The organism is Paenibacillus sp. LjRoot153 (assembly GCF_964253085.1).
In the GTDB taxonomy this organism is placed as follows: domain Bacteria; phylum Bacillota; class Bacilli; order Paenibacillales; family NBRC-103111; genus Paenibacillus_E.
This window is the reverse complement of sequence record NZ_CAXUQH020000001.1, coordinates 2688515-2714346: the sequence shown is the minus strand read 5'-3', so window position 1 is coordinate 2714346 and position 25832 is coordinate 2688515. Positions and strand designations below refer to the sequence as shown.

General features: G+C 45.5%; 19 protein-coding genes and 1 pseudogene. 6 read left to right on the top strand and 14 right to left on the bottom strand.

The window, feature by feature from the left end:
* Positions 1 to 70: 70 nt before the first annotated feature.
* The gene (locus ACSQ8P_RS11740) at positions 71 to 1960 is read right to left on the bottom strand and encodes a beta-L-arabinofuranosidase domain-containing protein (RefSeq protein WP_436235330.1); all 1890 of its coding nucleotides are present in this window, start codon (positions 1958 to 1960) and stop codon (positions 71 to 73) included.
* 273 nt (positions 1961 to 2233) lie between these two features.
* Between ACSQ8P_RS11740 and ACSQ8P_RS11735 the strand changes: the two genes are divergently transcribed.
* Positions 2234 to 2971, top strand: a complete 738-nt coding sequence (locus tag ACSQ8P_RS11735; protein ID WP_436235329.1) for a helix-turn-helix domain-containing protein — start codon at positions 2234 to 2236, stop codon at positions 2969 to 2971.
* A gap of 204 nt (positions 2972 to 3175) precedes the next feature.
* On the opposite strand, the gene ACSQ8P_RS11730 is transcribed toward ACSQ8P_RS11735, so the two are convergent.
* The 6 genes from ACSQ8P_RS11730 to ACSQ8P_RS11705 all read right to left on the bottom strand — a co-directional run bounded on the left by ACSQ8P_RS11730 (position 3176) and on the right by ACSQ8P_RS11705 (position 9995).
* Positions 3176 to 4885 carry an ABC transporter permease gene (locus ACSQ8P_RS11730; RefSeq protein WP_436235328.1) on the bottom strand — a complete coding sequence of 570 codons (1710 nt, stop codon included), beginning with the start codon at positions 4883 to 4885 and terminating at the stop codon, positions 3176 to 3178.
* 12 nt (positions 4886 to 4897) lie between these two features.
* A complete protein-coding gene (locus ACSQ8P_RS11725; protein ID WP_436235327.1) occupies positions 4898 to 5908 on the bottom strand; it encodes an ABC transporter ATP-binding protein in 1011 nt (336 codons plus the stop codon).
* Positions 5909 to 5992: 84 nt separating this feature from the next.
* Complete coding sequence (locus ACSQ8P_RS11720) at positions 5993 to 7105, bottom strand: extracellular solute-binding protein (RefSeq protein WP_436235326.1); 1113 nt, start codon at positions 7103 to 7105, stop codon at positions 5993 to 5995.
* A 67-nt stretch (positions 7106 to 7172) separates the two neighbouring features.
* A complete protein-coding gene (locus ACSQ8P_RS11715) occupies positions 7173 to 7991 on the bottom strand; it encodes an MBL fold metallo-hydrolase (RefSeq protein ID WP_436235325.1) in 819 nt (272 codons plus the stop codon).
* 20 nt (positions 7992 to 8011) lie between these two features.
* Positions 8012 to 9154 carry a GntR family transcriptional regulator gene (locus tag ACSQ8P_RS11710; RefSeq protein ID WP_436235324.1) on the bottom strand — a complete coding sequence of 381 codons (1143 nt, stop codon included), beginning with the start codon at positions 9152 to 9154 and terminating at the stop codon, positions 8012 to 8014.
* A gap of 469 nt (positions 9155 to 9623) precedes the next feature.
* Entirely contained in the window at positions 9624 to 9995 is a 372-nt protein-coding gene (locus ACSQ8P_RS11705) for a winged helix-turn-helix transcriptional regulator (protein ID WP_436235323.1), read from the bottom strand.
* Positions 9996 to 10123: 128 nt separating this feature from the next.
* Here ACSQ8P_RS11705 and ACSQ8P_RS11700 point away from each other — a divergent pair, with 128 nt between their 5' ends.
* Together ACSQ8P_RS11700 and ACSQ8P_RS11695 are read left to right on the top strand one after the other, a co-directional pair.
* A complete protein-coding gene (locus ACSQ8P_RS11700; protein WP_436235322.1) occupies positions 10124 to 11296 on the top strand; it encodes an MFS transporter in 1173 nt (390 codons plus the stop codon).
* Positions 11297 to 11445: 149 nt separating this feature from the next.
* On the top strand, positions 11446 to 12006 hold the full coding sequence (locus tag ACSQ8P_RS11695) for a DUF3231 family protein (protein ID WP_436235321.1): 561 nt from the start codon (positions 11446 to 11448) through the stop codon (positions 12004 to 12006).
* On the opposite strand, the gene ACSQ8P_RS11690 is transcribed toward ACSQ8P_RS11695, so the two are convergent.
* From ACSQ8P_RS11690 to ACSQ8P_RS11675, 4 genes are all read right to left on the bottom strand, one after another.
* Positions 12007 to 12168, bottom strand: coding sequence for a hypothetical protein (locus ACSQ8P_RS11690; RefSeq protein WP_436235320.1), 162 nt, complete (start codon positions 12166 to 12168; stop codon positions 12007 to 12009). It lies immediately after the preceding gene.
* Positions 12169 to 12254: 86 nt separating this feature from the next.
* On the bottom strand, positions 12255 to 12728 hold the full coding sequence (locus tag ACSQ8P_RS11685) for a pentapeptide repeat-containing protein (RefSeq protein WP_436235319.1): 474 nt from the start codon (positions 12726 to 12728) through the stop codon (positions 12255 to 12257).
* A gap of 684 nt (positions 12729 to 13412) precedes the next feature.
* Positions 13413 to 16307, bottom strand: coding sequence for an S-layer homology domain-containing protein (locus ACSQ8P_RS11680; RefSeq protein ID WP_436235318.1), 2895 nt, complete (start codon positions 16305 to 16307; stop codon positions 13413 to 13415).
* A 113-nt stretch (positions 16308 to 16420) separates the two neighbouring features.
* The gene (locus ACSQ8P_RS11675) at positions 16421 to 18094 is read right to left on the bottom strand and encodes a ribonuclease J (RefSeq protein ID WP_436235317.1); all 1674 of its coding nucleotides are present in this window, start codon (positions 18092 to 18094) and stop codon (positions 16421 to 16423) included.
* A gap of 327 nt (positions 18095 to 18421) precedes the next feature.
* Between ACSQ8P_RS11675 and ACSQ8P_RS11670 the strand changes: the two genes are divergently transcribed.
* Both ACSQ8P_RS11670 and ACSQ8P_RS11665 read left to right on the top strand, forming a co-directional pair.
* Complete coding sequence (locus ACSQ8P_RS11670; protein WP_436235316.1) at positions 18422 to 19144, top strand: hypothetical protein; 723 nt, start codon at positions 18422 to 18424, stop codon at positions 19142 to 19144.
* 172 nt (positions 19145 to 19316) lie between these two features.
* The gene (locus ACSQ8P_RS11665; protein WP_436235315.1) at positions 19317 to 19706 is read left to right on the top strand and encodes a WGxxGxxG family protein; all 390 of its coding nucleotides are present in this window, start codon (positions 19317 to 19319) and stop codon (positions 19704 to 19706) included.
* Positions 19707 to 20001: 295 nt separating this feature from the next.
* Here ACSQ8P_RS11665 and ACSQ8P_RS11660 read toward each other — a convergent pair whose 3' ends face one another.
* Entirely contained in the window at positions 20002 to 21144 is a 1143-nt protein-coding gene (locus ACSQ8P_RS11660; RefSeq protein WP_436235314.1) for a zinc-dependent alcohol dehydrogenase, read from the bottom strand.
* A 158-nt stretch (positions 21145 to 21302) separates the two neighbouring features.
* Here ACSQ8P_RS11660 and ACSQ8P_RS11655 point away from each other — a divergent pair.
* Positions 21303 to 21368 (top strand): annotated as a pseudogene (locus tag ACSQ8P_RS11655) (DUF2243 domain-containing protein); the annotation flags it as partial.
* Between the two features lie 91 nt (positions 21369 to 21459).
* Here the strand turns inward: ACSQ8P_RS11655 and ACSQ8P_RS11650 are convergent.
* Together ACSQ8P_RS11650 and ACSQ8P_RS11645 are read right to left on the bottom strand one after the other, a co-directional pair.
* Positions 21460 to 24714: a hypothetical protein gene (locus ACSQ8P_RS11650; RefSeq protein ID WP_436235313.1), complete on the bottom strand. Its 3255-nt coding sequence runs from the start codon at positions 24712 to 24714 to the stop codon at positions 21460 to 21462.
* A 101-nt stretch (positions 24715 to 24815) separates the two neighbouring features.
* Positions 24816 to 25817 carry a zinc-dependent alcohol dehydrogenase gene (locus ACSQ8P_RS11645; RefSeq protein WP_436235312.1) on the bottom strand — a complete coding sequence of 334 codons (1002 nt, stop codon included), beginning with the start codon at positions 25815 to 25817 and terminating at the stop codon, positions 24816 to 24818.
* Between the last annotated feature and the right edge of the window lie 15 nt (positions 25818 to 25832).

Here is a 25832-nt window from a genome sequence, read left to right as displayed (position 1 = left end):
GTGCGCTTTTTTAAGATATGAGAAAAAACGCCACCCATACGGATGCCGTTGTCGGAAGAAGCCGCTCTTATTATTGGATCTGATCAACCGGAAAATAAACCGTGTATGTCTCATCTTTTATTTCATAGAGAGGAATGAATCGTATTCCCTTTTCTTGCCCCTTCGTTCGATAGTAGCCAATATTCCACCAGCTGTGGTTTCTTTCACGATCCGCAACGAGCATTGTATCTGGCAATGATGGATTCCCAACCAATCTATGTTCACGCTCAATCAACCCCGCCAATACGATTGGCCCATCCATAAAAGCTACCATATCTTCTACACCAGGAAGTGGCTCGGTTGTCAAAGACTTCGGAAACTCGATTTGTACGAGATCCCCATTGCTCCACGATTTACGAATTTCAATGAATGATTGTGGTCTTACTGGATCAGTCAGTTGGACGCCATTCACGTAAATAATTGGCTCATCTTTTACCCATCTAGGTACTCTAAGTTTTAAAGTAAACTCAGTAGCTTTGTCACAGGTTATCTTCAAACTATATATAAATCTGTCCGGTCGATGTACAGGTATAGGTGGCATATTAATCTTCGTTATAGCCGTCATGCCCTTAACATTCCAATTATTCAAAGGATAGACACCATATTGCCCGTCCTGCTTAAGACTAATGGTAATTGCAGTATCCTCTAGTTTCAGATTAACTTCAGCTGGAAGCCACTGGCACACGGCCACTCCCTCTTTATCCTCCATGAAAATCTGCTGGTCATAAGATGCATTCGCTTGTACAAGCGTACCATGGCAGCACCAAAAATGCTGGGTAGGCGATCCCCATTTCTTATGACTCCCTGCGCCGATTCCCAGAAAATACGAGATCATGCCTGTTTCTCCATGCTGGTGAGCAAGAACTCCGTTATAGAATCTTCTCTCCCAATAGTCTGCATATTCGGGTTCACCGGTCCATCTGAGCAGCACATGCGCAAGCCGCATCATGTTGTAGTTAACGCAATGTTCCTGCCCTACGCCCATCCTCTCCGCCATTTGACCCGGGGGTATCCATAATTCACCATCATCCCCAGCCCCAGTGCAGTAGTATCCTCTATGCGTAACCGCACAACTCCAAAACGCCTCCACGACCTCTCGAAAACGCTCCTCTCCCGTTACTTCCCACGCTCTAGCGGCTCCCAAAATTTCAGGAATCTGCGTATTCGCATGCTTATTGGTCAATACATCTTGTCCCCGCAACAATGCGTCAAAAAAACGACGGCGATCGTAACGATGGATTAATGTAAGATGTGTTTCATCTTGCGTTACACCATACAGATCTGCCCATACCTCCAACATCCCGCCTGTTTCTAAATCAAGGAGGTCATCCATTTGTTCTCGGCTAAACTGCCCCGTCCAGCGGTAAAACCAAGATGCCAAACCACGTATTAGATCGAGTGCTTGTTTATTTTGACCAATTGTATACATGTCGTATAGCCCCATCAAAAGCTTATGAATCGTGTAATGCGGTGCCCAGACATACTTTCCTTTGGCTATTCTGTTCATGTAAGACTCTGGGAATGCGGCAAGCCATTCGCCACCATTCGCCTCCTGACAACGCGCCAATTCTTGGACGATGTAATCCGCTTTAGCCTTAACCAGCAAATCTTCGGTTTGCGCATATATACGAGCTGCTGCAGATAACCAATGCCCCATCATATGGCCCCTCAATTCGCATGTGGGTGATTCCCATCCCCAATGCCAATGTTCGGGTCCGTCCATACTCGTAGTAGTCGCGCTTGTCGTCCCCCCATTTCCACTGTAGCTCCACAAACCGGATTCCAGATAGAAATTACGAAGTAAATTTTCATTTGTTAAGCTTAAGACATACTTCTTATTCAGCTCGAAGCGTGCTGTCAGTGGTCCCACGGACAATTTAACTCGTCCTACTGGATATTCATTCATTTTTGTTATACTCAAAGGTATACCTCCATTTTTTTGTATCTTTAGAATATTTTAAACTCTAATAAGTATTGATAAGAATGCACAAAACAATAGTTTACATATACTTTCTTTGGGTATATCCTAATGTTAATTTGAAAGGAGGAATAAAAAATAGATTCGTTAGTTTATCTATTCGGTGATCGATTTCCTATGGTACGAGATATCGGCTGGAACCAGGTTGACGATCTATATACCCATCACGATCGCATATTGGACTTCGACGTTTTTGTTTTTGTGACCAAAGGCAGCATGCAAGTCGTTGAGGGAACCACGGATTATATCATTAATGAACAGGAACACTTGTTTCTGAAAAAAGGACTTCATCATTGGGGACGCCCTGAAACATTGCCAGGAACTTCATGGTTTTGGGTACACTTTAATTCACCTGTATATGACCACTCTTCCTATAAAGAGCAATCCCCTTTACCCGAAATTGATTTCTTTTATCCTGATCACTATGCCTACCGATTCCCAATGCCAAAGCATGGAACTTCGCCTTTTCATCGAACATTAGAAAACAAATTACAAATGTTAGTGACGGACTTTGGCAAACCTACGGAACATGGTATGGTCCAACTAAGCATTCAAGTGTATCAGTTGTTTTTGGAACTTCATAAAGCGACGAAGGCATGGAGCAAATCTACAAAAAACGTAGGGAAAGGGGAAGCTGTTGCTGGGCGAGTTATGAATTTTCTTAAACAGCATACAAACGAGGATTTTGATTCTGAGAAGCTAAGCAGCCATTTGAATTTAAATTATAGTTACGTATCCGCAACCTTTAAAACTCAAACAGGACTGAGCATTATTGAGGCACATACGAAATTAAGAATAAACAAAGCGATCGATTGGATGCGAAACACTTCTCTCAATGTATCTGAGATTAGTGAGAGATTAGGATATAAAAATCCTTACTATTTCAGTAGGGTCTTTAAAAAAACAATTGGGGAATCACCATCTGCATATTTGAGTCATTTTTATAAGACATAGAAAAGGCAAATGTATTTCATTCGCCTACTCGAATAACAATAATAAATTATTATTCGGATACATAAAAAACTCAAAACCCCTACGGTTTATCGTAGGGGTTTTGCTCATTATTCAAGGACACATATTATCGAATTTTATCAGTAGGAAGGTTTTGTCATTTTCAAGCGCCGCTATTCCCTTTCATTTGGACAAGATATGTTGACACTAGCCCTTACTTCTTCTACCGTATACAAAATATAAGGTAAGGGCAGACATAATCATCAAAATGACAGAATAGACCAGAGTCAGCGCTTTTGTATCAGCTACCGCATCTGCGTCTGTGCTATTTTTAATAACGATTCCAAGCGGCTGGTACAGAGGGTGATACAGAAATACCGTCAAGTCATAATCCGCCAATATCCCGTTGAAATTCAACGCAAGGACTGCCAGCGTGGATGGAAGAATGATGGGCAGAAGGACCCTTCTGAAGGTATAAAAGGATTTGGCGCCCAGATTTTTGGCTGCATCCTCTAGATTACTGTCAAGACTGAAGAAGGATGCCTTCACCATACGAAGGGTAAATGGAATATGAACGATCACATAGGCAATGAAAAGCAACCATACGGATCCGACCAACACGTTATTGCCAATAATAAGCCTCGGTGTGCCAAAGGTGACAATCAGGCCGATTGCAATTAATGTTGAAGGCAGCATCCAAGGGATCAGCAGGGAATACTCCAGCATATTGGTCCAGGTGTTCTTATATTTATGCAAGATCCGGGAAGCCATTAATGCCAAGGCCACGACGGTAATTGATGCTGCCGCTGCATAGCTGACACTTACCAGATATGGTTTAAAAGCGGAAAGACTAGAAAACACATGGATGTAATTACTTAATGTCAAATTGCCGAAGGAAATCGATGCTTTTGCAATGCTTTGGGCATCTGTAAAGGAAAAAGCTATAATGAGAATGACCGGGATGATATAGATCAGAAACAGAAAATATGCCGCAGCATGGGTAAGCACATTCGCAAGCTTATTATTAATTTTTTGTTTAACCATTTCGGATTTAACTTTGGATACTGACATGAAATTTCCTTTTCTTTCAAACCGAATCATGATTGAAAGCAAAAGCATTGTTGCCAATCCGAGAACGAGCGCGAGCAGTGCGGCCAAATCTTTCGAATAAGTGCTGTTGGCGAAGGCAAGAATCATAGGCGTAATGGTTTGAAATTCCGTCCCCCCCAAAATCAGAGGCGCCGAAGTTGCCGCTAATCCTGTAAGAAAGAGGAGGATCGTCAGCGCATAAATAGTTGGCTTTAAAACGGGAAGAACGACACGTCTCAGAATATAAAAGCTCGATGCCCCCATGTTTTTCGCTGCTTCGATCGTTTGAAAATCCACTTTACGCATAGCATTGCTTAGAAAAAGGACATGATTGGATGTACAGGCGAATGTCATGACAAAGAGAACAGCCCAATAGCCGTGGAACCACGTCGTATCCATGGAAGGAAATACAAAGGCCAAGACTTTCGTCATAAGTCCCGTTTCACCGTAAATCAATTTGTAACCGGATACCAACACAACGCCGCTGTAGATGAGAGTTGTAAAATAACCTAGCCTTAATACTTTTGCGCCTTTGATATCAAAGTACTCGACAACTAGAACCAAAAAAATCCCGACAATGTTTACCGTAAAGATAAGCGAAATAGCTAAAATAAAGCTGTTGTACAAACTTTTCATGGCACGGGCGGAGGATAACAGTTTTTGAACAGGTTCAAATGAAAAATTTCCCTTACCGAAAAAGATTTCGTAATAAACATTAAGATTCGGATAAATCAGAAAGGCGATGACAAACCATGCTATCAAAGCATAGAAAATCAATGTTGATAAAGGGACGGACGAGCGTGCTTTTTTAATTTTCTGTACGTTCAACAATGTGACCCCCTAGTACTGCAAAATATCGCCGGCATGCATATATATGTCTATTTCATCTCCCGTTTGGTATTGGTCATGCCCTTTTTCTGTTTCAACGGTCTTCAGTATCCCGCCGCCAGCAATCTCCACCGAATACTTTGTGTATATGCCATAAAATTCCTGATCCACAATTTTCCCTTTTAGTTGAACGGCATTATTATTGGGAGTTATTGGTGTTAGGCTAATTTTTTCGTTTCGAATGTAAGATTTCTTAGTGGGGTCAATTAAATCCTTTAAGGGAGTGTTATGAATAATCGCCGGTTGAATCAGATTAATATCGCCTATAAAGTTACAAACAAATTCCGTCTTAGATGCATTGTAAATTTCTCGCGGTGTACCGACTTGTTCAACAATTCCCTTGTTAAATACAGCGATTCGATCCGATAAAGTCAGGGCTTCTTCCTGGTCATGCGTTACATATACCGTAGTGATCCCAAATTTCTTCTGAAGATCCTTTAACTCATTACGCAATTGCACTCTCAGCTTGGCGTCCAGATTGGACAAAGGTTCATCCAATGCGAGTATGCTTGGCTTGAGTACAAGAGCCCTCGCGATAGCGACACGCTGCTGCTGACCGCCTGATAACTCGGATACTTTTTTGACAAGCTGTTCCTCGCTTAAATCGACTTTTCTGGCAATCTCTTTAACCTGCTTATCTACTTCGGCTTTAGAGAATTTCTTCACCCGCATGCCAAAAGCAATATTTTCGTATACATTTAACGTGGGAAACAGGGCATAGCTTTGAAAGACCATGCTGATTTCACGCTTTTCAATAGGCACTTGAGTGATATCCCGGTCATTCAACAGGATCTGTCCACTCGTAGGATTTATAAATCCCACCAAGCTCCGAAGAATAGTCGTTTTCCCGCATCCCGACGGCCCGAGAAACGTGAAAAATTCTCCTTCTCTAATGTTGAGATTGAGGTTCTTAATGGCATGAAAATCGCCAAAATGAATTTGAACATCTTTAAATGTAATCATTTTTACCCTCTGTAAAAAGTATTTTTTAATTCTAGCAGGCTGCATGCTTGGAATATCCTACCATGCAGCCTCAATCATCAAACCTTATTTCATAATTTCCAATTGAATTTTTTCTACCCATTTCCCAAGATTTCCGGCAACAAATACCCAGTCAAAAGCAATAGGTTTAATTGACGCATAAAGATTTTGTACATCTTTGTTTGCTTTTGTAGCAGCTTTCGTATTTGCAGGCATGGCATTGAACTGTGCGGCAAATTGTCCTTGCACGTCCGCCGAACCGATCCAGTCGATAAACCTTTTCGCCGTTTCCATTTTCTTGGTTCCATTCGCAATGGCCGCTTGTTCTACAATCATTGGTACTCCACTACTTGGACTTACAATTCCCGCTTTAACCCCAAATTGTTTCTCTTTTGCCTGCAGAGTGCCCGAAACGACGGCTCCAATCGGGGATTTTCCGTTCACCATATTTTGGTAGAAGTCTTCTCCTTTAACAGCCGGTACGCCATTGTCATACAGCTTCTTGATTTCATCCCAGCCTTGCTTTGAAATCCCATATTGGCCTTTGTCGTCTTTGTATTTGGTTAATATGCTTGCCACAATTAGCTGCGGCGTAATTTGATCAAGTTGAGTGGGGGTCTCATATTTACCTTTGAACTGCGGATTGCTATACACATCGGACCAATCCTTCGGTGCTGTATCCGCCGTAAAAGACTTTGGATTATAGCCAATCAGAATGGCTTGCTTGACCAAACCGTGGTAATATCCTTCCGTGTCGTTCAAGCCTGCTTCAACTTCTCCAGCCCATGCAGGGGCATATTTGGCAAGAACTTTTTCTTTCTTTAAATTTTCATATAGCATATTGTTCAATCCATAGATAACGTCCGCAACCGGATTGTTTTTTTCGGCGATCAAGCGATTCGTTAAATTTGCTCCGCCTGCCCCGACAATTTCGATTTCATATCCGGCTTCTTTCGCCTTCTGAATTAACCAATCACCTCTGCCGTCTGAATTCGCGTTTGTATATACAATCAACTTTTCATTCTTAATCGGTTCTTTCACTGCGGGTGCAGATGCGGCTGGTGTACTAGTTGGTGCAGTAGTCCCCGTAGTATTACCGTTTGTATTGCCTCCACCGCAGGCAGTTACCGCTAAACACATGATTGATATCAAAGATAAGCTTACCATTTTTCTCATCATTCTTTTTGACTCTCCTTTGTATAGTTAATTTTTTATAAAGACAGTGGGACTATTAGCAGCTGTATTTCTAGATATTAAAAATTAATCCGTCATAGGCCACCACGACCCCGGCGGGTTTGAAAATTTTATCAAATTCATCGTGAAGAAGTTTGGAATTATGGCTAAAGTGCGTGACGATGATGTGCCCTTCTTCTTTCAAGATATTTTCTTTCCGAAACTCACGCTGAGCTTCAAGTACCGTCTCAATACACATATGATTGCGATCTCGGGAATTCCCCGTGTATCCGTGCGTGCAGTCGAGTATAGCACAATCGAGATTTTTCCCCTTTAACCATGCCCATGTAGCTTCTGGAAACCAGCCCGAATCATGTCCATACAGCAGCTTTTTGCCATCCTTTTCGATCACATACAACAAGCATGTTTCCATACGGTCATGATCCGCCAGGAGCGGTGTAACCAATGCATCACCTACCTTTATCGTCTCGAATGGGCGCAGCAGATGAAAAGCAAACCTTTCTCCTTCGAAGCGTCCGATGGCGACACGCGTATGGTACATCACGGCATCATTCCCATAGATATGCATCGGATGCTGAAGTTCGTGTGCAATTCCCGCTCTCCGACATTCCAAATCATAAGCATTAAAATGATCGGAGTGCGTATGGGTGACAAGCAGGTGCTCAATAGCGCCCAAATCAATGTTGTCGCGAAGCGCCTGCATATAAGAATCTGGCGAATAGTCGAATTTGATGACATCGTCAATGATGGCGGAGGTTCGTGTACGTATGTTTTTCCCTCCAAGCTTGCGTGCTTTAAGGCAATGCTCACAGCGGCAAAATGCATTCGGAAAGCCCTCTGCAGCTGCGGTTCCTAAAAAATGAATTTTCATATAAACTCCCTCTGTCAATCCTAAAGAACGGATTTCCTCTCTACGATTTTTGTTTGAATTTTGATTGTAATCGGTTTCTCATGTGAATGGTTTATGCGCTTCATAAGAAGATTAAATGCCGATTGGGCAAGCTGCCCAGTATCCTGTCTGACCGTTGTAAGAGGAATCGGCGTTAACGCTGATAACTGGATATCGGAGAACCCCACAATTGAAAGCTTATCTGGGACTGGGATCCCCATACTCAAGGCTGTATATAAGGTTGAAATAGCCACATGATCATCCCCGCACATGAGAGCTGTCATCTGAGGATTTTCCTGAATAAACCGTTCCTGTTCGGGGTCGCTCTCGTTAATACGACTTGGATTGCATGCCACGCTTTTAAAATGAATATATTGGTTTTTGACGGGAATCGCATGATCGAGCAACGCCTGGATATAACCTAGATACCTCTCCTCCCTGCTTGTGATATTATCTATCGAGTTCGAGGTGTATCCGATTTCCCGGTGCCCCTTCTCGATCAAATACTTGGTCATCTGGTAAGAACCCTGATAATGATCGTGATACACACAATCAATCTGAACCTCACGAAAGATTCGATCGATAATAACAATCGGAAACTGCTGTAATTTCAATCTCAGCACCTGGTCACTGCATGTCTTGCGCCCCTGGGGAAATAAAATGATGCCGCCTATTCCCCCTTCAACAAGCCTCTGCAGGCAACGGTCCTCATCATCTTTATCCTTGCATATTTTCAGAATGAGATCGCAATCGTGTTTTCGCACTTCAATCTCTGCTGCTGCAATAATTTTTGAAGTGTAATCAGATAGATGGGGCACTATGAGCGCAATCTGATTACTCTGCTTCTTCTCGACTGAAAGCGCTTTATTCTCCGACGGGAGCACTCCGTTGTAAGGCTCTCCATCCCTGTTTTCGGAAAGGAAGGTCCCCCTTCTCGGCAAACGGTACACTAGACCCTGCTCGACCAACCGTTCCAGCGCCAGCTTACTCGTCATCCGGCTAACACCAAACAACTTCGCAAGCTCTCCTTCCGAAGGGACGGGATCATGCGGTTGAAGTCTGCGGCTCTGGATAATTCCTATGGCCTTATCAGCTATTTGCAGGTAAAGTAGACTCGGTTTCTTTGACGCGTGTGCATTTTTCATTACTGGTTATCCCTCGTTTTTAATCAAAATCACATACTGCTAAGAATCACACATAGATCAGTGATCTATAGTGAGCTTAATTCATGTCACTGACATATACAATGACATAGGTCATTAAGTTTTTGTAAAACAAGCATTTCGTGCCAAAAATTCTAGATTCATCAACGATCTCTATATCAATTAATATCAATACTTCCATGCCAATAAATTTACAAAATCGATACAATTGTATTTAAAACTGTTGCTCTATGGTTCAACAGAGGACAATCCGATCTTCCGCCTTTCCTTACGGCAAGACTTGATTTCCCAATGATATGGTGAACACGAAGCAACGTAAAATAGGCGCTCACCCAGAGAGTGAACGCCATTGGATCAATTCAGTTTCAGTTGCACGCGAGTTCAACACTTTCTCATTCAGTACCTTTTGGCCAATTAATAGGTGAAGCTTGCATTCAAGGAAAAGCGCTTGTTAAGAAGAAATGCTGGTCTTCCCGTTTATTTGCTGTGGCTTCCCCCACTTTTGCACCCATTTATTCATTTCGTTCAGCGCAGTTTGGAAGTCGCATCCCTTTTCTGTTAATGAATATTCCACAGTTACAGGTACAGTAGGAAAGACTTGGCGCAGGACAAGACCATTATGTTCCAAATGGCGGAGTGTATCCGTAAGGGACTGCGTCTTAATCACAGCTACATTCCGTTGCAGCTGATTAAATCGCTGTGGCCCGCGAAGCAATTCGTTCAGTACAAGAAACGCCCACTTGGCTCCAAGAATTTGCAATACTTCGCAGATGTCAGAACTCCCCGTTACCAAACAGGATTCAGAATTAACTTGCTCAGTCATCCGGCTTCCCCCTAACAAAAAGTAAGTTAGTCAAAATAGATGGATTATATCCTAATACTTTGCCTTCTTACAATATTATCGCAACCCTTCTATAATGACAATAATTCAAATGGAAGGGAATGAAAGCAATGAATAAATGGACGATTTACGTACTCGCTCTAGGGGTATTCTTAACCGCTACTTCCGAGTTGGTTGTCGCCGGAATCCTGCGTGTACTCGCGAAAGACTTAAACATTTCCATTGCCTTTGCGGGGCAATTAATTACGGCCTACTCGCTGGCCTTTGCCATTGGAACGCCTATTCTGGTATCACTGACATCCCGCATGGGACGTAGAAAAGTGCTGTTAGGTGCATTGACAGCTTTCATCATGGGGTGCTTGCTCTCCTTCTGGAGTTCGGATATTTCCACCTTGATTGTGTCCCGCATTATTCTGGGTGTAAGTTCAGGCGTTTATATTGTCGCAGCATTTGGTGCGGCTGCCAAAATCGTTCCTCCCGAGAGGATAGGCAGTGCGATCAGCACGATCGTTCTCGGCTTCAGCAGCGCGATGATTTTGGGCGTGCCCATCGGCATAGCCATTACGAACTGGTTGAACTGGCAAGCAATTTTCTTGATTTTAGGACTGATAAGCCTGTTGATTACTTTCGTCATTTTCCGCTTGCTACCAGAGATCGATGGGGACGCACCGCTGTCATTCCGACAACAGTTCAAAGTGCTGGGAAGTGCTGTAATCGTGAGCGGTTTGTTTCTTACCTTCTTTAGAGAATCCGGAAATTCCGTGTTGTTTACGTATTTAACCCCTTTTATACAAGACATACTGCAACTTAAAGCGTCCAACATCAGCATCGCCATGCTTGTTTTTGGTATATTTGGCGCAGTCGGTACCCGCTTTGGCGGTTATGGGATCGATCGATGGGGAGCAGCGCGCATCATAGCTTTCAGTACTATCGTGCTCGTTGTTATCCTGGCCCTTCTGCCTCTGTTTGCCGGGTCGACTCTCATCGGTTTACTATTGATTTCACTCCTGATGGTCTCTCTGTTCATGGCCGGTCCAGCGACTCAAACGTATTTCATTCAACAAGCGCCCCAATCTTCCAGTCTCGTTCTTAGCTTGAATACATCGATCATTCATTTAGGATTGGCGACAGGCGCTGGGGCGGGCGGAGCGATGATAAGCACCACTTCCACCGTTCTCTACAATCCATGGATGGCAAGTTTTATTGTAGTGTTAGCATTAGTCTCTGCATTCATCAGTTTTTCGATGGGGAAAAAACGGCTGAGCAATCTACAAAAACGTTAACTTTCGAGGTGTCGCTCTCGGTAATACGATCTTCACCTCTTTGAAAATCAGTGCCATCACAAATAGGAATATGCGCTCGTTTAGTATGAATAAAAAAGATTTCCTGGTAAACAATATCCAAATAAAATACGATGTCGGGAGGAAAAACAATGGTAGGCATATTGGAATCAGCAATTCTAACAATTAAATCTTTGACAGATGAAGAAAAACCCCAACCTCTTCATGTTGGGGAAGTGATGGCTTGTTGGATTTACTTGGCGGGTCTTGAAATAGCCAAAGCAACTGTTCAAGCGGGGATAAACACCACGAATGATGAGGATCTGAAAGAAATGCTTAAAGAAGATTTAGAGCTCAATCATGGGCAACGAGAACGCCTCTATAATTTCATGCTTAACGAAGGAATAACATTACCCCCTGCTCATGAAGATATGCCTAACTCGGATCCTAATAGTATTCCGCTTGGTGTTAAATTGACGGATGATGTGCTTGCCAACGAATTATCTTTTAAAATCGTTAGTTTGATTCTCCGTGCCGCGGGTGCAAATGCAGAATCGATTCGAACAGACTTCGGTTTAATGTTTTTACAGTTCCACGCGGAAAAAGTAATGTTGGGGGTAAAATTGAAACAATTAATGATGAAACGCGGGTGGATTAAAATACCACCGTTTTTCATTTCACCTGGTTCTCCCCCAACATTAACGAATGCCTAACTAAAGTAGTTTTGAACCCATTTTTCCGTCATGCTCGTCACTAATTCCGGATTCGTAATGACCGAAGCCTTCTTCAGTTGGGTGAACGCCGTCAGAGAATAAATGCGATAGTCCTGGCATCAGCTTGTCGCCATGAACGAGCTGCAAACGATTCCGCTGCAACTGTCGTTACCTGAATGAACAAAAAAGGAGCAACCGCGAGGAAGCTCCTTCACTATCTTTTCTCTTTAGTTGAGTAATTTAATATTTCATTTCAAATTTTTCATTAAGTCTTCTACTAATCCCCCGTTAATCTTTAATCCAGTTATATCGCAATCACGAATATCCAGATTTGCCAAATTACAGTTTGTTAATTGCCCGTTAGATAGGTCACAATTTACAAAGCTAATTGGTTTGTATTCGCCATTTAGTTTGTAATTACCATCACCCTCTATAGGTAAAACAACATTGCGGAATTCAGTGCCAAATAAATGAACATGGTCAATAACTGCGTTACTAAAATTAGCATTTTTGATTTCAGTACCAGAGAGATTAGCATTTGAAATTCTAAAATCTGACATGTTTACATCATTTAATTCCGTTCCTTTCATATTTGCATTATTAATTTGTGTCTTTGCCAAATTGACATTGTCAAAATTTAATTCCTCAGCTTTCACCTTCTGAAACCTCGACCCTGAAATATCAGCCATTTCAAAATCTAAACGTTCAATTTTTAATTCCATCTTTAACTACCTCCAAATAATGGTAATAAGAAATTATTCGATTCTCAATTGAAAATCCCTTCATTTTCCACTGGATAGGAAGTATGTATCCACCACCCTCTACTGCCCTGTAGTTGAGAAAACGTCAGTCCTTATGTCGGATGCCGTTTCTTAAACATCTCCAAAAGTGAAATTCTTGATAAGAATAATAATTTAATTAAAAAAACTATCCATATTTCATCTCATCTCTGCTTATACTCTGACGTTCAGTTTATAATTTAAAGTTCACTGAGTGAAAAATCATTTTTACGTGCTTATTAAAACTTACCTAAGTATAGTCTAATTAGCAACCCGTCATCTCTTCATGTAAAAGTAAATCTCCGAGTTATTGACGATACTCTCTTCGTTCCATGTAGGCCACCAGCCCCCGATGAGAATGCCCTGTCGCTTCTAAAACAACTACCAGTTCTTTTCCCGTTTTCTGACGCAGTTCTCCAAACCTATTTCCAAATTATTCAAATTATTCCTCGGTGTGGGAGCACAGTTTTTGTTCCGGGGTTTTCCCCCTAAAAGCCTCTCGTTCTCCCGGCTACCGCCATCTTATACCGAACCTAAAAAAAGGCCAACCAGATTTTTCTAGTTAACCTGATAATATGAAAAAGCCGCCGGACAAAACTCCGGCGACTCTAAACAAGCTTGATTGATTTAGCCTTTCACAATTGTAATTGTAATTGGCTTCACAACCTTCAAGCCATCGTTAGGATGGGTATACTTTAACCCGCTGATCGTGACGGTATGCGTCCCGCTCGTAATTGATTCATGATGAATGATGACAAAAGATTTGTTATAGATATCGACTACCTGTGCTCCATCCATGCCAGTCACTACTGCGTTCAAATCCGAATCGTCATCAAGAAAACCGTCTAATTGAACGATGAAATACTCGCGAGAGTCGCTGGACGGGATGGTGAATTTCAAATCCGCATTCCATGGAATTGGAGCCGAGTAATGGCCCGAAACGACGGCCTCCGTGTCGCTGGTCCAGATTGTTCCGCTCGCATGATAAGTCAACGTCCCTTCAGGGAGAACGGTTACTTCAAAGCTCGCAGTGAAGCCGCTGTACATCGCGGTCACCGTTGTAGATCCGGCTGTTCCCTTGGTAAGCAATCCTGTTGCTGAAACCTGCGCCACACTTGGGTTCGAGCTAGTCCAACTGGTCGCTTGAGACGTCACATTCATCGTCAAGTTGTCGCTAAGTTTGGCCAAGATCTCGAGCTGGTAGGTGGAGGACGTTACCGTAACCTTGGGTTCATATACAATCCCGGTGACGGTAGGAGTGACCGCATCCTGAGCTTGCACAGTCACATCGAACGTTCTGGCGGCCGAATATCCTAGCTTGTACACCGTTGCCGTAAGGGTAACTTTTGCATCGGGACTTCCAAACTTAGGACGTTTCACTACCCCGCTCGAACTAATAACGGATGAATCGCTTGACGCCCATGTGATCGTCGCTCCGTTTGCTCCCGTCGTCGGCAAGGCTATAGGGCCGGTCACCTTGGACGGGACGGTTAAGACGGCTGCATCCTGATCTACATCCCCTTTGAGCTCCACCACGGTCGCCTGCATGCCGGTAAGCTTGCTTAAGTTAGAGATGTCCACCTCTTCGGCTCCGAAGGTTTTGGCTAGCTTGACGGATTCCGCCGCTTTATCGATGAAGCCCTGGAGCGCTTCCGAATAAACGGTGAAAGCGCCGATGGCCTCGATTGCAGCAATAGCGTTGTCAACGGCCTTCGTCTTAACGGAATTTTTGATGGAATCCGGGAGTTTGATTTCGCCGCTCCCTTGGATTTTGATCTTTGTAATGGCTTCTGGGTCGCCAAACAACGTCACTTGCGAACTGGCTTGGATCGTACCGATGTTGGTTCCGCTCTCCAGATTTAATGCCGCCCCGGCCGCCGAATCATCCACATCAACCGTCTCGATAGTACCGGTTCCTCCGATCGACAAGGTCGTATTATTACCGGTCAAACTGACCTTTGAAATGGTGGTGCCAATGCCCGATTGAATGCTTGAGCTTTGGCCGACTTTCAAATTTTTAATCACTGTGGGCAGGGTGTTTCCCGTACTCGGGGGGGCTAACTTGACGGTAGAACCCGGCGCATCCACTTCTACATCGTCTTCAATATTCCCCTTCAGCGTCAGCGACTTGCCGGCAGCTCCCGATGTGAGCTTAATCGTTCCGAGTTTACCCGTGGTCGAAGTTGATTCCAGCACACCTTGCGATTCAACCTCAGTCGTTTCGACAGCCGTTCCGTCTTGCGCTTCAATACGGACGTCCTTTCCGCCATTATTGACGGCGTTCACCCTCAATTGCTTAATGATCGTTTGTTGCAGCTTGATCGTACCATCTTTCCCGGATAATACCACCAGGCGCTCAGGTTCGATGTTGCGAAGGGTCACTTCGCCGTCCGGACCGGGATCTAGGGTCAGCGTACCGGTAATCACGGTTCTTAACCCACTCACATCGCTAGGCCCATATATGCCGGATGACAAAATCGTCACATTCGTCAACGCTTCCCCCCTCGCCAGCATATCGGCCACATTGACCTGCTCTTCTGTGCCCGTATCACCGCCGATGGAAACCGAAGCGGCTCTCGCACCGATTACCCTTAGTCCCGTATCTTTCCCTTTATAGATCAGCTTGTACACGGTACCGCCAGTTTGGGGTTCCGTAGTCAGCTTCACGACTTTCTCGTTCCCTGCTTGAATCGAAGCGGATTGAACCGGAAGCGGAGGCTCGAACTGGAAATCCTCAGCATTCGCAGTCGTAAGCGTCGAATCAAACGTCACTTGAACCATAGCGGGGGTTAGGACGGAAACCGCCTTGACACTCGCCTCTTTGGAAGGCGTATCTATGGTGGATAATTGATCCGCACGTTCCCGATAGGTATCCCGGTTCGTATTGAACTCGTATGCCAAATGAGCCAACTCCTGCCGGACGACCGCCGCTTTCGGCTTTAACGATAACAATCCGCCGGGCTGTTCGATTCCTTGCACGAGGCCGATTCGAGCGGCAAGCGCAACCGCCGGCTTCGCCCAATCCGCCACATCGGAAAAGTCGGAAAACCCGGCCTCCCACTGCCGTTCTTTAGCGGTTTTCTCCAACCCTAAGGCACGAATATAAAACACAATCAATTCCTCACGGGTTACCGTAGCGTCGGGAGTGAACCGGTCGTTCGCCGTCCCATTTGCAATTCCGGCTTGCACCAAGGCGCCGACGTCTCCTTTGTACCAAGCATCGGAGTCAATATCCCGAAACGCATCGGCTGCCCCCGGGTTTGTCTTTAGCCCCGCCGTGAGGACGATCACACGAGCCGTCTCAGCACGTGTTGCCGTGTTGTTCGGGCGGAAGGTCCCGTCATCATAGCCGGACAAAATGCCCGATTTCACCAACCGGTCAATCTCTAGTTTCGAGTAGGCGTAAGATGCTTCCGTATCCGCGAATCCGGCTGCCGCGCTTTCAGCCGCGGTTGAAAGTCCATTCCCTAACAGCAGCGTTCCCACTAGCAATACACTATAAATACGTCGTACTTTTCCCATTTCGCTCCCCTTCGTCATAGTTAATCTTATCTTGAATTAGTATAAAAATCCTAGATTTACTATGCCGTAAGGCCTATTTTCTGTCAATAAAAATATCGTCTACTTCGATAATATTAAACCTGAATGATTATCGGCAATATCATTGGCCTTCTTTTGGTCTGGGTGTATAAATATTTGCCAACCGCTTCTTTAAGTACTTGCTTATAGAGCCCCCATTGGTTCGTTTTAGCATCTTGGAGTTGTGTGATTGTCGCTAATGCAATCCGATGTACTTCCTCCATTAATTCCTCGGACTCTTTGACATAGACGAATCCGCGGGATATGATATCAGGCCCCGATACAACGGTGCCATCCGATTTACTGAGAGAAAGCACAAAAATCAGAATACCGTCTTCCGATAACACTTTTCGATCTCGTAAAACAATATGACCAACATCTCCAATACCAAGCCCATCAACGAGCGTATTTCCATTCGGAACATGTCGATTTTGACGGGCTATAGCGCTTGTAAAGTCAACAACTTCGCCGTTATTGATAATAAAAATGTTATCAGATTCAACACCAACAGCTTCAGCTAACAAACGGTGCTGATACAGCATCCGATACTCCCCATGAATAGGGATAAAGTATGTGGGCTTCATTAATGTCAGCATGAGCTTCAGTTCTTCCTGACTGGCATGACCGGATACATGCATTCCCGTTACGGAGCCGGAGCCGTAGATCACTTTAACTCCTTTCGCGAATAAGTTATCTACGATACGAGATACATTCCGTTCGTTACCAGGAATCGGTGTGGCTGCTATAATCACTGTATCACCTGGGGAAACCCCGACTTGGCGATGTGTACCGCTGGCTAAGCGGGCTAATGCAGCCATGGGTTCCCCTTGACTTCCCGTACAGAGGATGACGAGCTCATGTGGAGAGTAACGATTCACATCTTGAGCTTCAATTAACATGTCAGGAGGCATTCTTAAATAGCCAAGATTTAAGGCAATATCCACGACATTGACCATACTTCTTCCTAAAAGGGCGATTTTACGGTTCGTTTTCTCTGCTGCTACAATAACTTGCTGTAACCTGTTGACATTAGAGGCGAAGGTCGATAAAAATATTTTCCCTGTAGCCTTGGCAAATGCTTCTTCAATATGATCACCTACGAAGCGCTCAGAAGGTGTGAAGCCTGGCCGCTCAGCATTTGTACTCTCCGAGAGTAGAGCAAGTACACCTTTTTGACCAATCGCTGCCATCTTATGAATATCTGCATATTGCTCGTTTACTGGAGTTAAATCAAACTTAAAATCACCTGTATGTACAACTACGCCTTGCGGGGTATCGAAGACGATACCTAAGCAATCAGGAATGCTGTGGTTCGTTCGAAAAAAGCTTAGTGGAATGCCCCCTAATGTCAGGCTAGCATTTGAATCAATCTCATGTAGCGTAGTCGTGCCCAGAAGTCCGTGTTCTTTCAGTTTCCCCTTAATAAGGCCAAGGGTAAGTCGCGTAGCATAAATGGGCATGTTCAACTGTTTGATAATATAAGGAATACCGCCAATATGATCCTCGTGGCCATGTGTGATAACCAAACCTCTCACTTTATCTCTATTTTCAAGTAAATAGGAAATATCAGGGATAATCAGATCTATGCCCAACAGGCTCTCATCTGGAAATTTGGAACCACAGTCGATAACAATGATGTCATCATTATATTGAATGACGTACATATTTTTCCCAATCTCGTTCACACCGCCGAGGGCTACGATTGAAAGCCTATCTTGGTTTGATTTCAATATAAAAACCTCCAAAGCTTACGATTAAATTTTAGGTTAATTTTGCCGTTTGATAATTGTACATATAAAACATTTCGTTTTTTTTCCTTTTAACAATTGCTCATTTTCGCAAACCTCTGTTGTATTGTATCCAAAAGAAATAATCAAACATTCACTTTTCAGTGGTTTTCTTCTACATCCAGTTATAACTATCAATTTAAATGGAGATAATATCGAAAATTTTATAGGGTTAAATAACCATTTATTCACAGGATAAAACCAGGCCGAATCCTTATAATAATGTAGGCTTCTAAGGCCAAGAAAGATATTTTAGGAGGGACAGTAAAAATGAATCAATTCGGACAGCAAAGCCTAAACAATGCATCTCAATCATTTTATACAAACGGATACGCTAATTCTAATACTTCGTATGACCCGGTAATTTCTCATTTTGGAGGTTACCAGGCTCAAAATCGGGAGCAGAGCGGACAGCCCTACCATCTTTCCCATATGAATGCTTACTCTCAAAGCGCTTCACAGCCGGTCATTTCTCACTTTGGCGGCTACCAGGCACAGAATTACCAGCCCAACCATCCATCCCAAATGAATGCTTACTCTCAAAGCACTTCACAGCCGGTTATTTCTCACTTTGGAGGCTACCAAGCACAGAATTCCCAACACTACATGCAGCCTAACCATGCATCCCAAATAAATAATTACTCTCAAAACGCTTCACAGCCTGTCATTTCTCATTACGGCGGCTATCAAGCCCAGAATTCCCAGATCAGCTTTCAGCCTAACCATGCATCCCAAATGAATACTTACTCTCAAAACGCCTCACAGCCTGTCATTTCTCATTACGGCGGCTACCAAGCACAGAATTCCCAGATCAGCATGCAGCCTAACCATACATCTCAAATAAATGCTTACTCTCAAAACGCCACACAGCCTGTCATTTCTCATTACGGCGGCTATCAGGCACAGAATTCCCAGCACAGCGGATATCCACAACAAGGATCAATACAATCATCACAACCGGTCATCGCGCATTACGGGTATACCAGTAACTAATTTAGTCGAATAAGTAAATTGAGGACTTTCACCCCTAGTGTTTAGGGAGATGAAAGTCCTCTTTTATTGTGCAAAATTTGATCATTCCCACTAACTCCCCCATTAAAAAACGCCTCTATTGAACATCCTAATTAGCGATACCAAATAAAGAGTTGAGAGGAGATCGATCATTATGAAAAAGGTTCAAACTCTTACGTTAGCTATTTTATTAACTTCAGCATTAAGTTTTGGAACAGTTGGAGCACATGAAAATACAGGTGTTGGGATGAATTCTTCAACAGGTTCAACAAGTATAAATACAAATAGTAATGTGAATAATTACGGTGCTTATGGCACAAATACAGGAACGATTAGCTCGCCTCCTGCGTCTCCCAGTACTAAGCTAAACCAAGCAAATTACGGCACTGGGATAAATTCTTACTACTCTAATAATTCAAATTCTATCCGTGCTTATGATACTGCAAATTCGGGATCGAATGCTTCGAACTGGGGTTGGCTTGGATTGCTTGGTTTGATTGGCCTAGCTGGAAAAAGATCAAGAAATAACGTTAGTGAAAGATAAATAACGGAATTCCTCCTATTCCTATGCTTCCTGAAAGAGCGTCAGTTGGCTGATTCCTCCGCCACTAATTTAAAAGACCTGAGACAGTTAATTCTTAAGGATTAAGGTAAATAAGTGAGCTCGGATCCCTTAGCAGCAGTGGAATCCTGCTCACTTTTTTTACCCTCATAAATAACTAAGTTTATAATTTATATGGTGATTAATTGAACAAAAAAAAGGCTGTTATCTTTAGGAATTCCAAAAGATAAAGCCTTTGATAGTTACTTGATTAATCATGCCAAGCTGTAAAATCAGGCTAAGGTTTCAGTATAATTTTAATAGCCTGATCCTCCTTCTTATTAAAAATACGATAACCATGCTCCGCATCATCCAACTTCAATCGATGGCTAATGATATCGGTTGGATCGAATATACCTGCCTTGATTTGGCGATATAAATCAGCCATATAGTGAATAACTGGCGCTTGACCCATTTTCAGCGTAATGTTACGGCTAAACAAATCACCAAAAGGAAAGGCATTATAATTCATTCCATAAACGCCAGTTACCTGGATCGTGCCGCCTTTGCGCACCAGTTTAGCAGCCATTCGAAATGCCCCTAGTCCACCACCTTGGAGTTTCAGCATCGTTTCTATTTTCTCCAATAAGGTCTTCTCAGAATCCAGTCCTACAGCGTCGATGACCACATCTGCTCCACCGCCTGTAAGTTCAGTTAAATATTGAAGCAGATCATCTTGTTTTTTAAAATTAAAAACCTCGACCTGATTCGTTTTACGTGCATGTTCCAAACGATAATCGACATGATCAATCGCGATAACGCGTTTTGCACCTTTTAACCAAGCAAATTTCTGTGTCAGCAATCCCACGGGTCCACACCCCAGAATAATAACGGTATCACCAGCCTTAACACCTGCATGATCCACACTCCAATAAGCAGTAGGAATAATATCAGAGAGAAATAGAAGTTTCTCATCCTCCATTTCAGCATCCTCAGGGACTTTGAAAGGGATGAAGTTTCCGTATGGAACACGCAGCAATTCAGCTTGTCCCCCTGCATATCCGCCAAACGTTTCCGAATAACCGAAATACCCACCTGTATCGCCATGTAAAAAATCATTCGAATTATCGCACTGGCTTTCTAATTGATGGGTACAGTACCAGCATTGGCCACATGCGATGTTAAAAGGAAGGATGACGCGGTCTCCCTTTTTCACCTTGGTTACATCTGTTCCTATCTCCTCCACGATTCCCATAGGCTCATGACCGATAATAAAGTCGTCTCGCATATTTGGAATTTCCCCATTATAGAGGTGAAGATCCGAGCCACATATGCTAGTAGTCGTGATACGAACCAGAATATCATCCGATTTTTCTAGTTTGGCATCAGGTACTTCTTTAACTTTTACATTTCGAATCCCTTGGTAGGTTAATGCTTTCATTGTATCCTTCCTTTCTCAACTGCCATTATTCTTCTCAGTTGCTCTCTTTCTTATCATGTTGAATCCTTATATGGTTACAACATCAATAATTGGGCAAATTAGGAGGAAGAAAAAAGGTGGCAGATTAGGAAAGGTATTCTAAGAATGAATACTGCCGTTTTATTGATGAAACGATATTTCATCAACTTTTGCATTGGCATCATTTCTACGATATATCCACGACCCAATCGTCGAAAAGCTTTACATCTCAAAAGATGGTTTGGGGGTGTTTTCCTAGGCAGTGATCGCAGCTTCCTAGACACCCCTTCCTTCTCTTTACAAATAACCAGCCAGTTTTTTTAAAATTTGCGCCTGCTCGGCAGTCAATTTCTTGCCGCTCAAAGCATCCATTTCCAGAGCAAAAGCGCGCAGAATTCCTTTCTTGATCATCGGCTTGCCGCGCTGCTCCGCCTCCTGCGCCAGCATCAGCTCCCTGCACAGCGCTTCGGCAAGCAGCTGATTCGCGCCCAGAAAGTCACGAATGAGCGCATACATTCCGTCATAAGTTACCACAATCCGATACGTAAAAAGCCCCGTCATCATATTCCCCGCCTGGTCAACGGCTGTTACGGAGACTTCTTGCGCACCGGGCTCGAGCGTGTAGGCTGGCGCTTGGACGAGTTGTCCGGAGCACGGGTTCGTTACGAGCCCCGACACTGCATCAGTCGCCGTGCAGCCGATGTAAACGGCTTGCTGCACCGTATAGACCGTCTGGCCAGAGAACATAACGACAGGCGCTGACTTGTCGAGCCGCACGTCTAGCGTACGCGCTGCTTCCACCAAGCCTGAGAAGTTGACGGCGCTATACGTAACCGTCGTAACGCCTTCTGTCGTGACCGGCATATGCACCTCGCTGCCTTGCACCGTCACAGGCCCTGCCACCTGGGCACCGGCAGCGGCATACGTCAAGCGGTAGGCGCCATCAGCCTTGATCGCAACGTCAGCGTCCCGATTAATCCAGCCATACGCATTGGGCTGCGGGTCCACCGAAGCAACGGAAAACGGAACTCTCGTATCCTTTACGCTCACTGCAAAATCATCATAGTAAGCCGACGATATATTGTACCGGCTCGTCACTGCTATAAGACTTGCGGTAGCAGCATTTTCCGGCGCCTTCCCTTGGAGCGTAACCTTCTGCCACTGAGCCAACCGCGATTCATCGAGATGAATTTCCAGTGTCGAGAGTGTCGCGTTATTCTTATCAAAAAAGCGGAACATAAAGCCCGGCTGACCGGATTCAATGTACAGATTTACACTCGCTTTGTACTCCTCGCCAGGGATGACCGGAATTTTAGCGCTCTGTAAAGCAACCGATGCGGTGCGCAATTTGTCAATGATTTTCAAGCTTCTAGCCCCTGTAAAGCGCTGCACATCGCTAATCTCATAACGATAGTCGGGCGCAGTCGCAAAGAGCGAAGACCAGCCAGGGATCGTGCTTCCGCTCAGCGGCTCTTCAAACCCCGCATTGCGAACGGCGACAGGAAGACCCGGTGGCGGCTCCACGTATTCACCGTCCACCTCCATGCGGTACAGAATCGTATTCGTCGCTTGATCCGTGAAATACAGATTGCCGTCCATACCCAAATCGAATCGGGACGTATCCGCCAGCGTCCGGGATTCAAGCGTTTCTGGATCGATGACCGTCAGCTTATTATTAAACAGCACATAGAGCAGCCCGTCTTCGGACCAGCGCATCGGATGATGGGCCCACTGGCTGAAACTGAGGCTAGGATACACTTTCTTGCTTTTTACAACCTGATACGTGACAGGATCGATGGCAAAAATATATTCATAGGACGCGCCCCACAGAAGTCCGTCCGGCCCAGCCGAGAGATCACCTATGAAAATCGGCTTGCTAAGCCCTGGCACCCGGAGCGGAAACTCGGTGATTTTGTGCTGGGTAGCCGCATCCCAGACGAAAATTTTCGCTTCTTCCGCCGTCGGCTGAGAACCCAGACCGCCGCGTATGGTGGTCGAGCCGAAAATTTTACCGTTCACATAAGCCGCGCTAAGCACGCTTTGATTTTCCACGACATTTCGGTGGACATCGAACGTGCCTGCAGCGGGATCATACACGGTCAGTGAACCGCCAAGCGTGCCATAGCCCGAAATCGTGGAAATATAGAGCTTGCCGTCCGCCTCGGTGATATTTACAAGCCGTTCCTGATCGTTCCCGAGCACCGCTAACCGCTTAGGGTTCGTTTCACTCGGCTCTGCATCCAAATCAAACTCGTACAGCGCACCTTCGGGATAGACGCCCATATACACTTTGCTGCCAATTGCATAGACACTGTCAGCCTGACCGATGCTGAAGGGCTTAGCCGTATTGTCCGTCAAATTCACAAGCGAAGAACGCGCCTGCGAGCCGGTCGTGATGAGCTGTGTAGGGGAAACGGCCGCCACACGGTTGACGACACCCGGCAGGCCGGGAATCACCGGCGGCTTCAACACGACCTGCTTCGTGTCGATATTCAAGAACGTAACCCCGCCGTCATAACGAACGGTGACGAGCGTTTTGCCCGGAAGCTCAGGGTTGTTCGGAAACTCTACCCAATCGGCACCGCGCAAACCGGAGGCGTACTCCATCCCGGTGAACGCCACTTCGTACGTTGCCAAATCGAAGGTTTTCAGCTTTTTATCGGACATGTAATAAAGCTTGCCGCCCACCGAGTCTGTCGCGTGAAGCCCCGTTACGTTCTCCAGCTCTACATTCAGCCATGAAGACGTGACTGCATCATAAATATACGCTTCACCCGGTATCCCGCTGCCATCCGTTACGCGGGCAAACAGGTAACTGTCGTCGATCGTATCCAAATCATAGATCGTATCGTTTTTAAGCGTAAAGGGGAGCGATGCGGCAATTTCCGATTTGGCCCCAGTCGCCAAATCGACCTTCACAATCTGTTTATGCGCGGTTCCGGCATAGATGCTGCCGCCCTGATAAGCGATTGAGCGCACATACTCCTGATCGGTCGCCCCGATCACCCGGCCGTAGTCCCGGGTAAGCTTCGTTGTTGGATCGTATTGGTACACTTTGCCACCGGGATACGTCCCAACATACACGCGCCCTTGCTCATCCGTCGTGATGCTGTTCGGCACAGACTGTCCGTCGAACTGTGCGACTTGAACCGGCGTGTGTGTCACCGGCGAATAGCTCCACAACCTCGCTCCGCCCCCATCCGCTGCCAAGTACAACGTGCCGTCCGGCGCGACCGTATGCGCCCAGGAGCTCTCCGAAGGGGCGAGCGGCAGACTTCTCAGCAGCTTGTAATCCTCCAGATCGATCACATTCAGATGGCCCGGCTTTCCTTTGCTGGTGGCATACAGCACATAATGCCCGTCTTCCTTCCCGACCGTGCCGTTAAAGACGGCAACCGTATAATTATTCGGAATCAACAGCTCTTCGGGGCTGCCGAACGTCTTCTGGGACAATCGGCTTTCAGCCGCTGACGCGGCTCCCGCCCCCCAGCCAACCGCCAATAAGATCACACACATTAAAAGGACAACGATACGATAAGATACCTTCCTCATTACGCTACCTCCTCCTTCTCTTTCAGACTCTTTTTAGTGAAAGCGTTTTCATTTAAATCTGCGTCCTTCCCGCCCACACAGCCCTCTCGCCCTGTCAACCTTTAATGCCCATAGGTCAGAAGGGTCCCTATTACGGTCGATGCCGATTCATAGCCCTTATAAGCCTCTTCCGCCTGTTCCACCGGGTACGTATCAGTGATCAGCCCGTGAAGAGAGATGCGCTTCTCCGCCAGTAAGCGTATATACGCCTCGACATTTCTACCTTCGGTCCACCGCACATAACCAATCGGGTAATCCCGATTCTCCAGCTCATACTGCGTGTCGTAGCGCCCGGGGCCTCCGGCTCTCGAGATGAGTACCTGCGCCTCTTTCCCGAACATAAGTCCCCTAGAAAACTCGGTCGTCAAATCCCCGACGATCACGATATTGCCTCGATCGCGAATCCAGCGCATAGCGCTGTTGATCAGAGATTCACCCGACCCTCCCGCGCACAAAATTACGCTGTCCGCGCCGGCTGCGCTGACCGCCGATGCCAGCTGTGCCTCCAGCTTTTCCTGGCTGTCACAAGCCTCCTTAACGCCCCCTTGGCGAGCAAGCTCCACCCGCTGCGGATTCACATCGAGCGCCGCCACGCGCACAGCAGCCGCCGAAGCAATCCGGGCGATAAGCTGCCCCAGAATGCCGAGCCCCACGATCACGACGGATTCACCGAATCGCAGATCCGCCGTGCGGAGCGCATGAATGGCAATCGCCCCAAGGCCCGCGAAAGCCGCCTCTTTCGGCAGCACCTGCTCGGGGACGACCGCCGTTAAATTCGACGGCACCGTCAGCCATTCGGCATGCCGAACGTACGGTGCGCCATAGCAAGCGACGCGCTGCCCAACGTGACGCCCCTCGACCTGCGCCCCCAGCGCCTCAATCACGCCAACGGCGCTGTAGCCTAGCAAGCTCAGCTGATCCGACCCGCGCTGAATGAACGTTATTTCCGTCCCCGGGCTGATCGCCGAAAACTCCGTTCGGACCCGCACATGCCCAGCCGGAATCGGCCCCGGCTCCATGTCCGTCAAAATAACCTTCCCTCGTAAAACCCCAACAGCTTTCATCCTCATTCCTCGTTT

Bases quoted from the DNA above. Each gene is read 5' to 3' on its own strand.
- ACSQ8P_RS11735 (WP_436235329.1), top strand. From the start codon at position 2,234: ATGCAAGTCGTTGAGGGAACCACGGATTATATCATTAATGAACAGGAA.
- ACSQ8P_RS11720 (WP_436235326.1), bottom strand. From the start codon at position 7,105: ATGATGAGAAAAATGGTAAGCTTATCTTTGATATCAATCATGTGTTTA.
- ACSQ8P_RS11695 (WP_436235321.1), top strand. From the start codon at position 11,446: ATGGTAGGCATATTGGAATCAGCAATTCTAACAATTAAATCTTTGACA.
- ACSQ8P_RS11715 (WP_436235325.1), bottom strand. From the start codon at position 7,991: ATGAAAATTCATTTTTTAGGAACCGCAGCTGCAGAGGGCTTTCCGAAT.
- ACSQ8P_RS11685 (WP_436235319.1), bottom strand. From the start codon at position 12,728: ATGGAATTAAAAATTGAACGTTTAGATTTTGAAATGGCTGATATTTCA.
- ACSQ8P_RS11660 (WP_436235314.1), bottom strand. From the start codon at position 21,144: ATGAAAGCATTAACCTACCAAGGGATTCGAAATGTAAAAGTTAAAGAA.
- ACSQ8P_RS11680 (WP_436235318.1), bottom strand. From the start codon at position 16,307: ATGGGAAAAGTACGACGTATTTATAGTGTATTGCTAGTGGGAACGCTG.
- ACSQ8P_RS11645 (WP_436235312.1), bottom strand. From the start codon at position 25,817: ATGAAAGCTGTTGGGGTTTTACGAGGGAAGGTTATTTTGACGGACATG.
- ACSQ8P_RS11705 (WP_436235323.1), bottom strand. From the start codon at position 9,995: ATGACTGAGCAAGTTAATTCTGAATCCTGTTTGGTAACGGGGAGTTCT.
- ACSQ8P_RS11725 (WP_436235327.1), bottom strand. From the start codon at position 5,908: ATGATTACATTTAAAGATGTTCAAATTCATTTTGGCGATTTTCATGCC.
- ACSQ8P_RS11670 (WP_436235316.1), top strand. From the start codon at position 18,422: ATGAATCAATTCGGACAGCAAAGCCTAAACAATGCATCTCAATCATTT.
- ACSQ8P_RS11665 (WP_436235315.1), top strand. From the start codon at position 19,317: ATGAAAAAGGTTCAAACTCTTACGTTAGCTATTTTATTAACTTCAGCA.
- ACSQ8P_RS11650 (WP_436235313.1), bottom strand. From the start codon at position 24,714: ATGAGGAAGGTATCTTATCGTATCGTTGTCCTTTTAATGTGTGTGATC.
- ACSQ8P_RS11700 (WP_436235322.1), top strand. From the start codon at position 10,124: ATGAATAAATGGACGATTTACGTACTCGCTCTAGGGGTATTCTTAACC.
- ACSQ8P_RS11710 (WP_436235324.1), bottom strand. From the start codon at position 9,154: ATGAAAAATGCACACGCGTCAAAGAAACCGAGTCTACTTTACCTGCAA.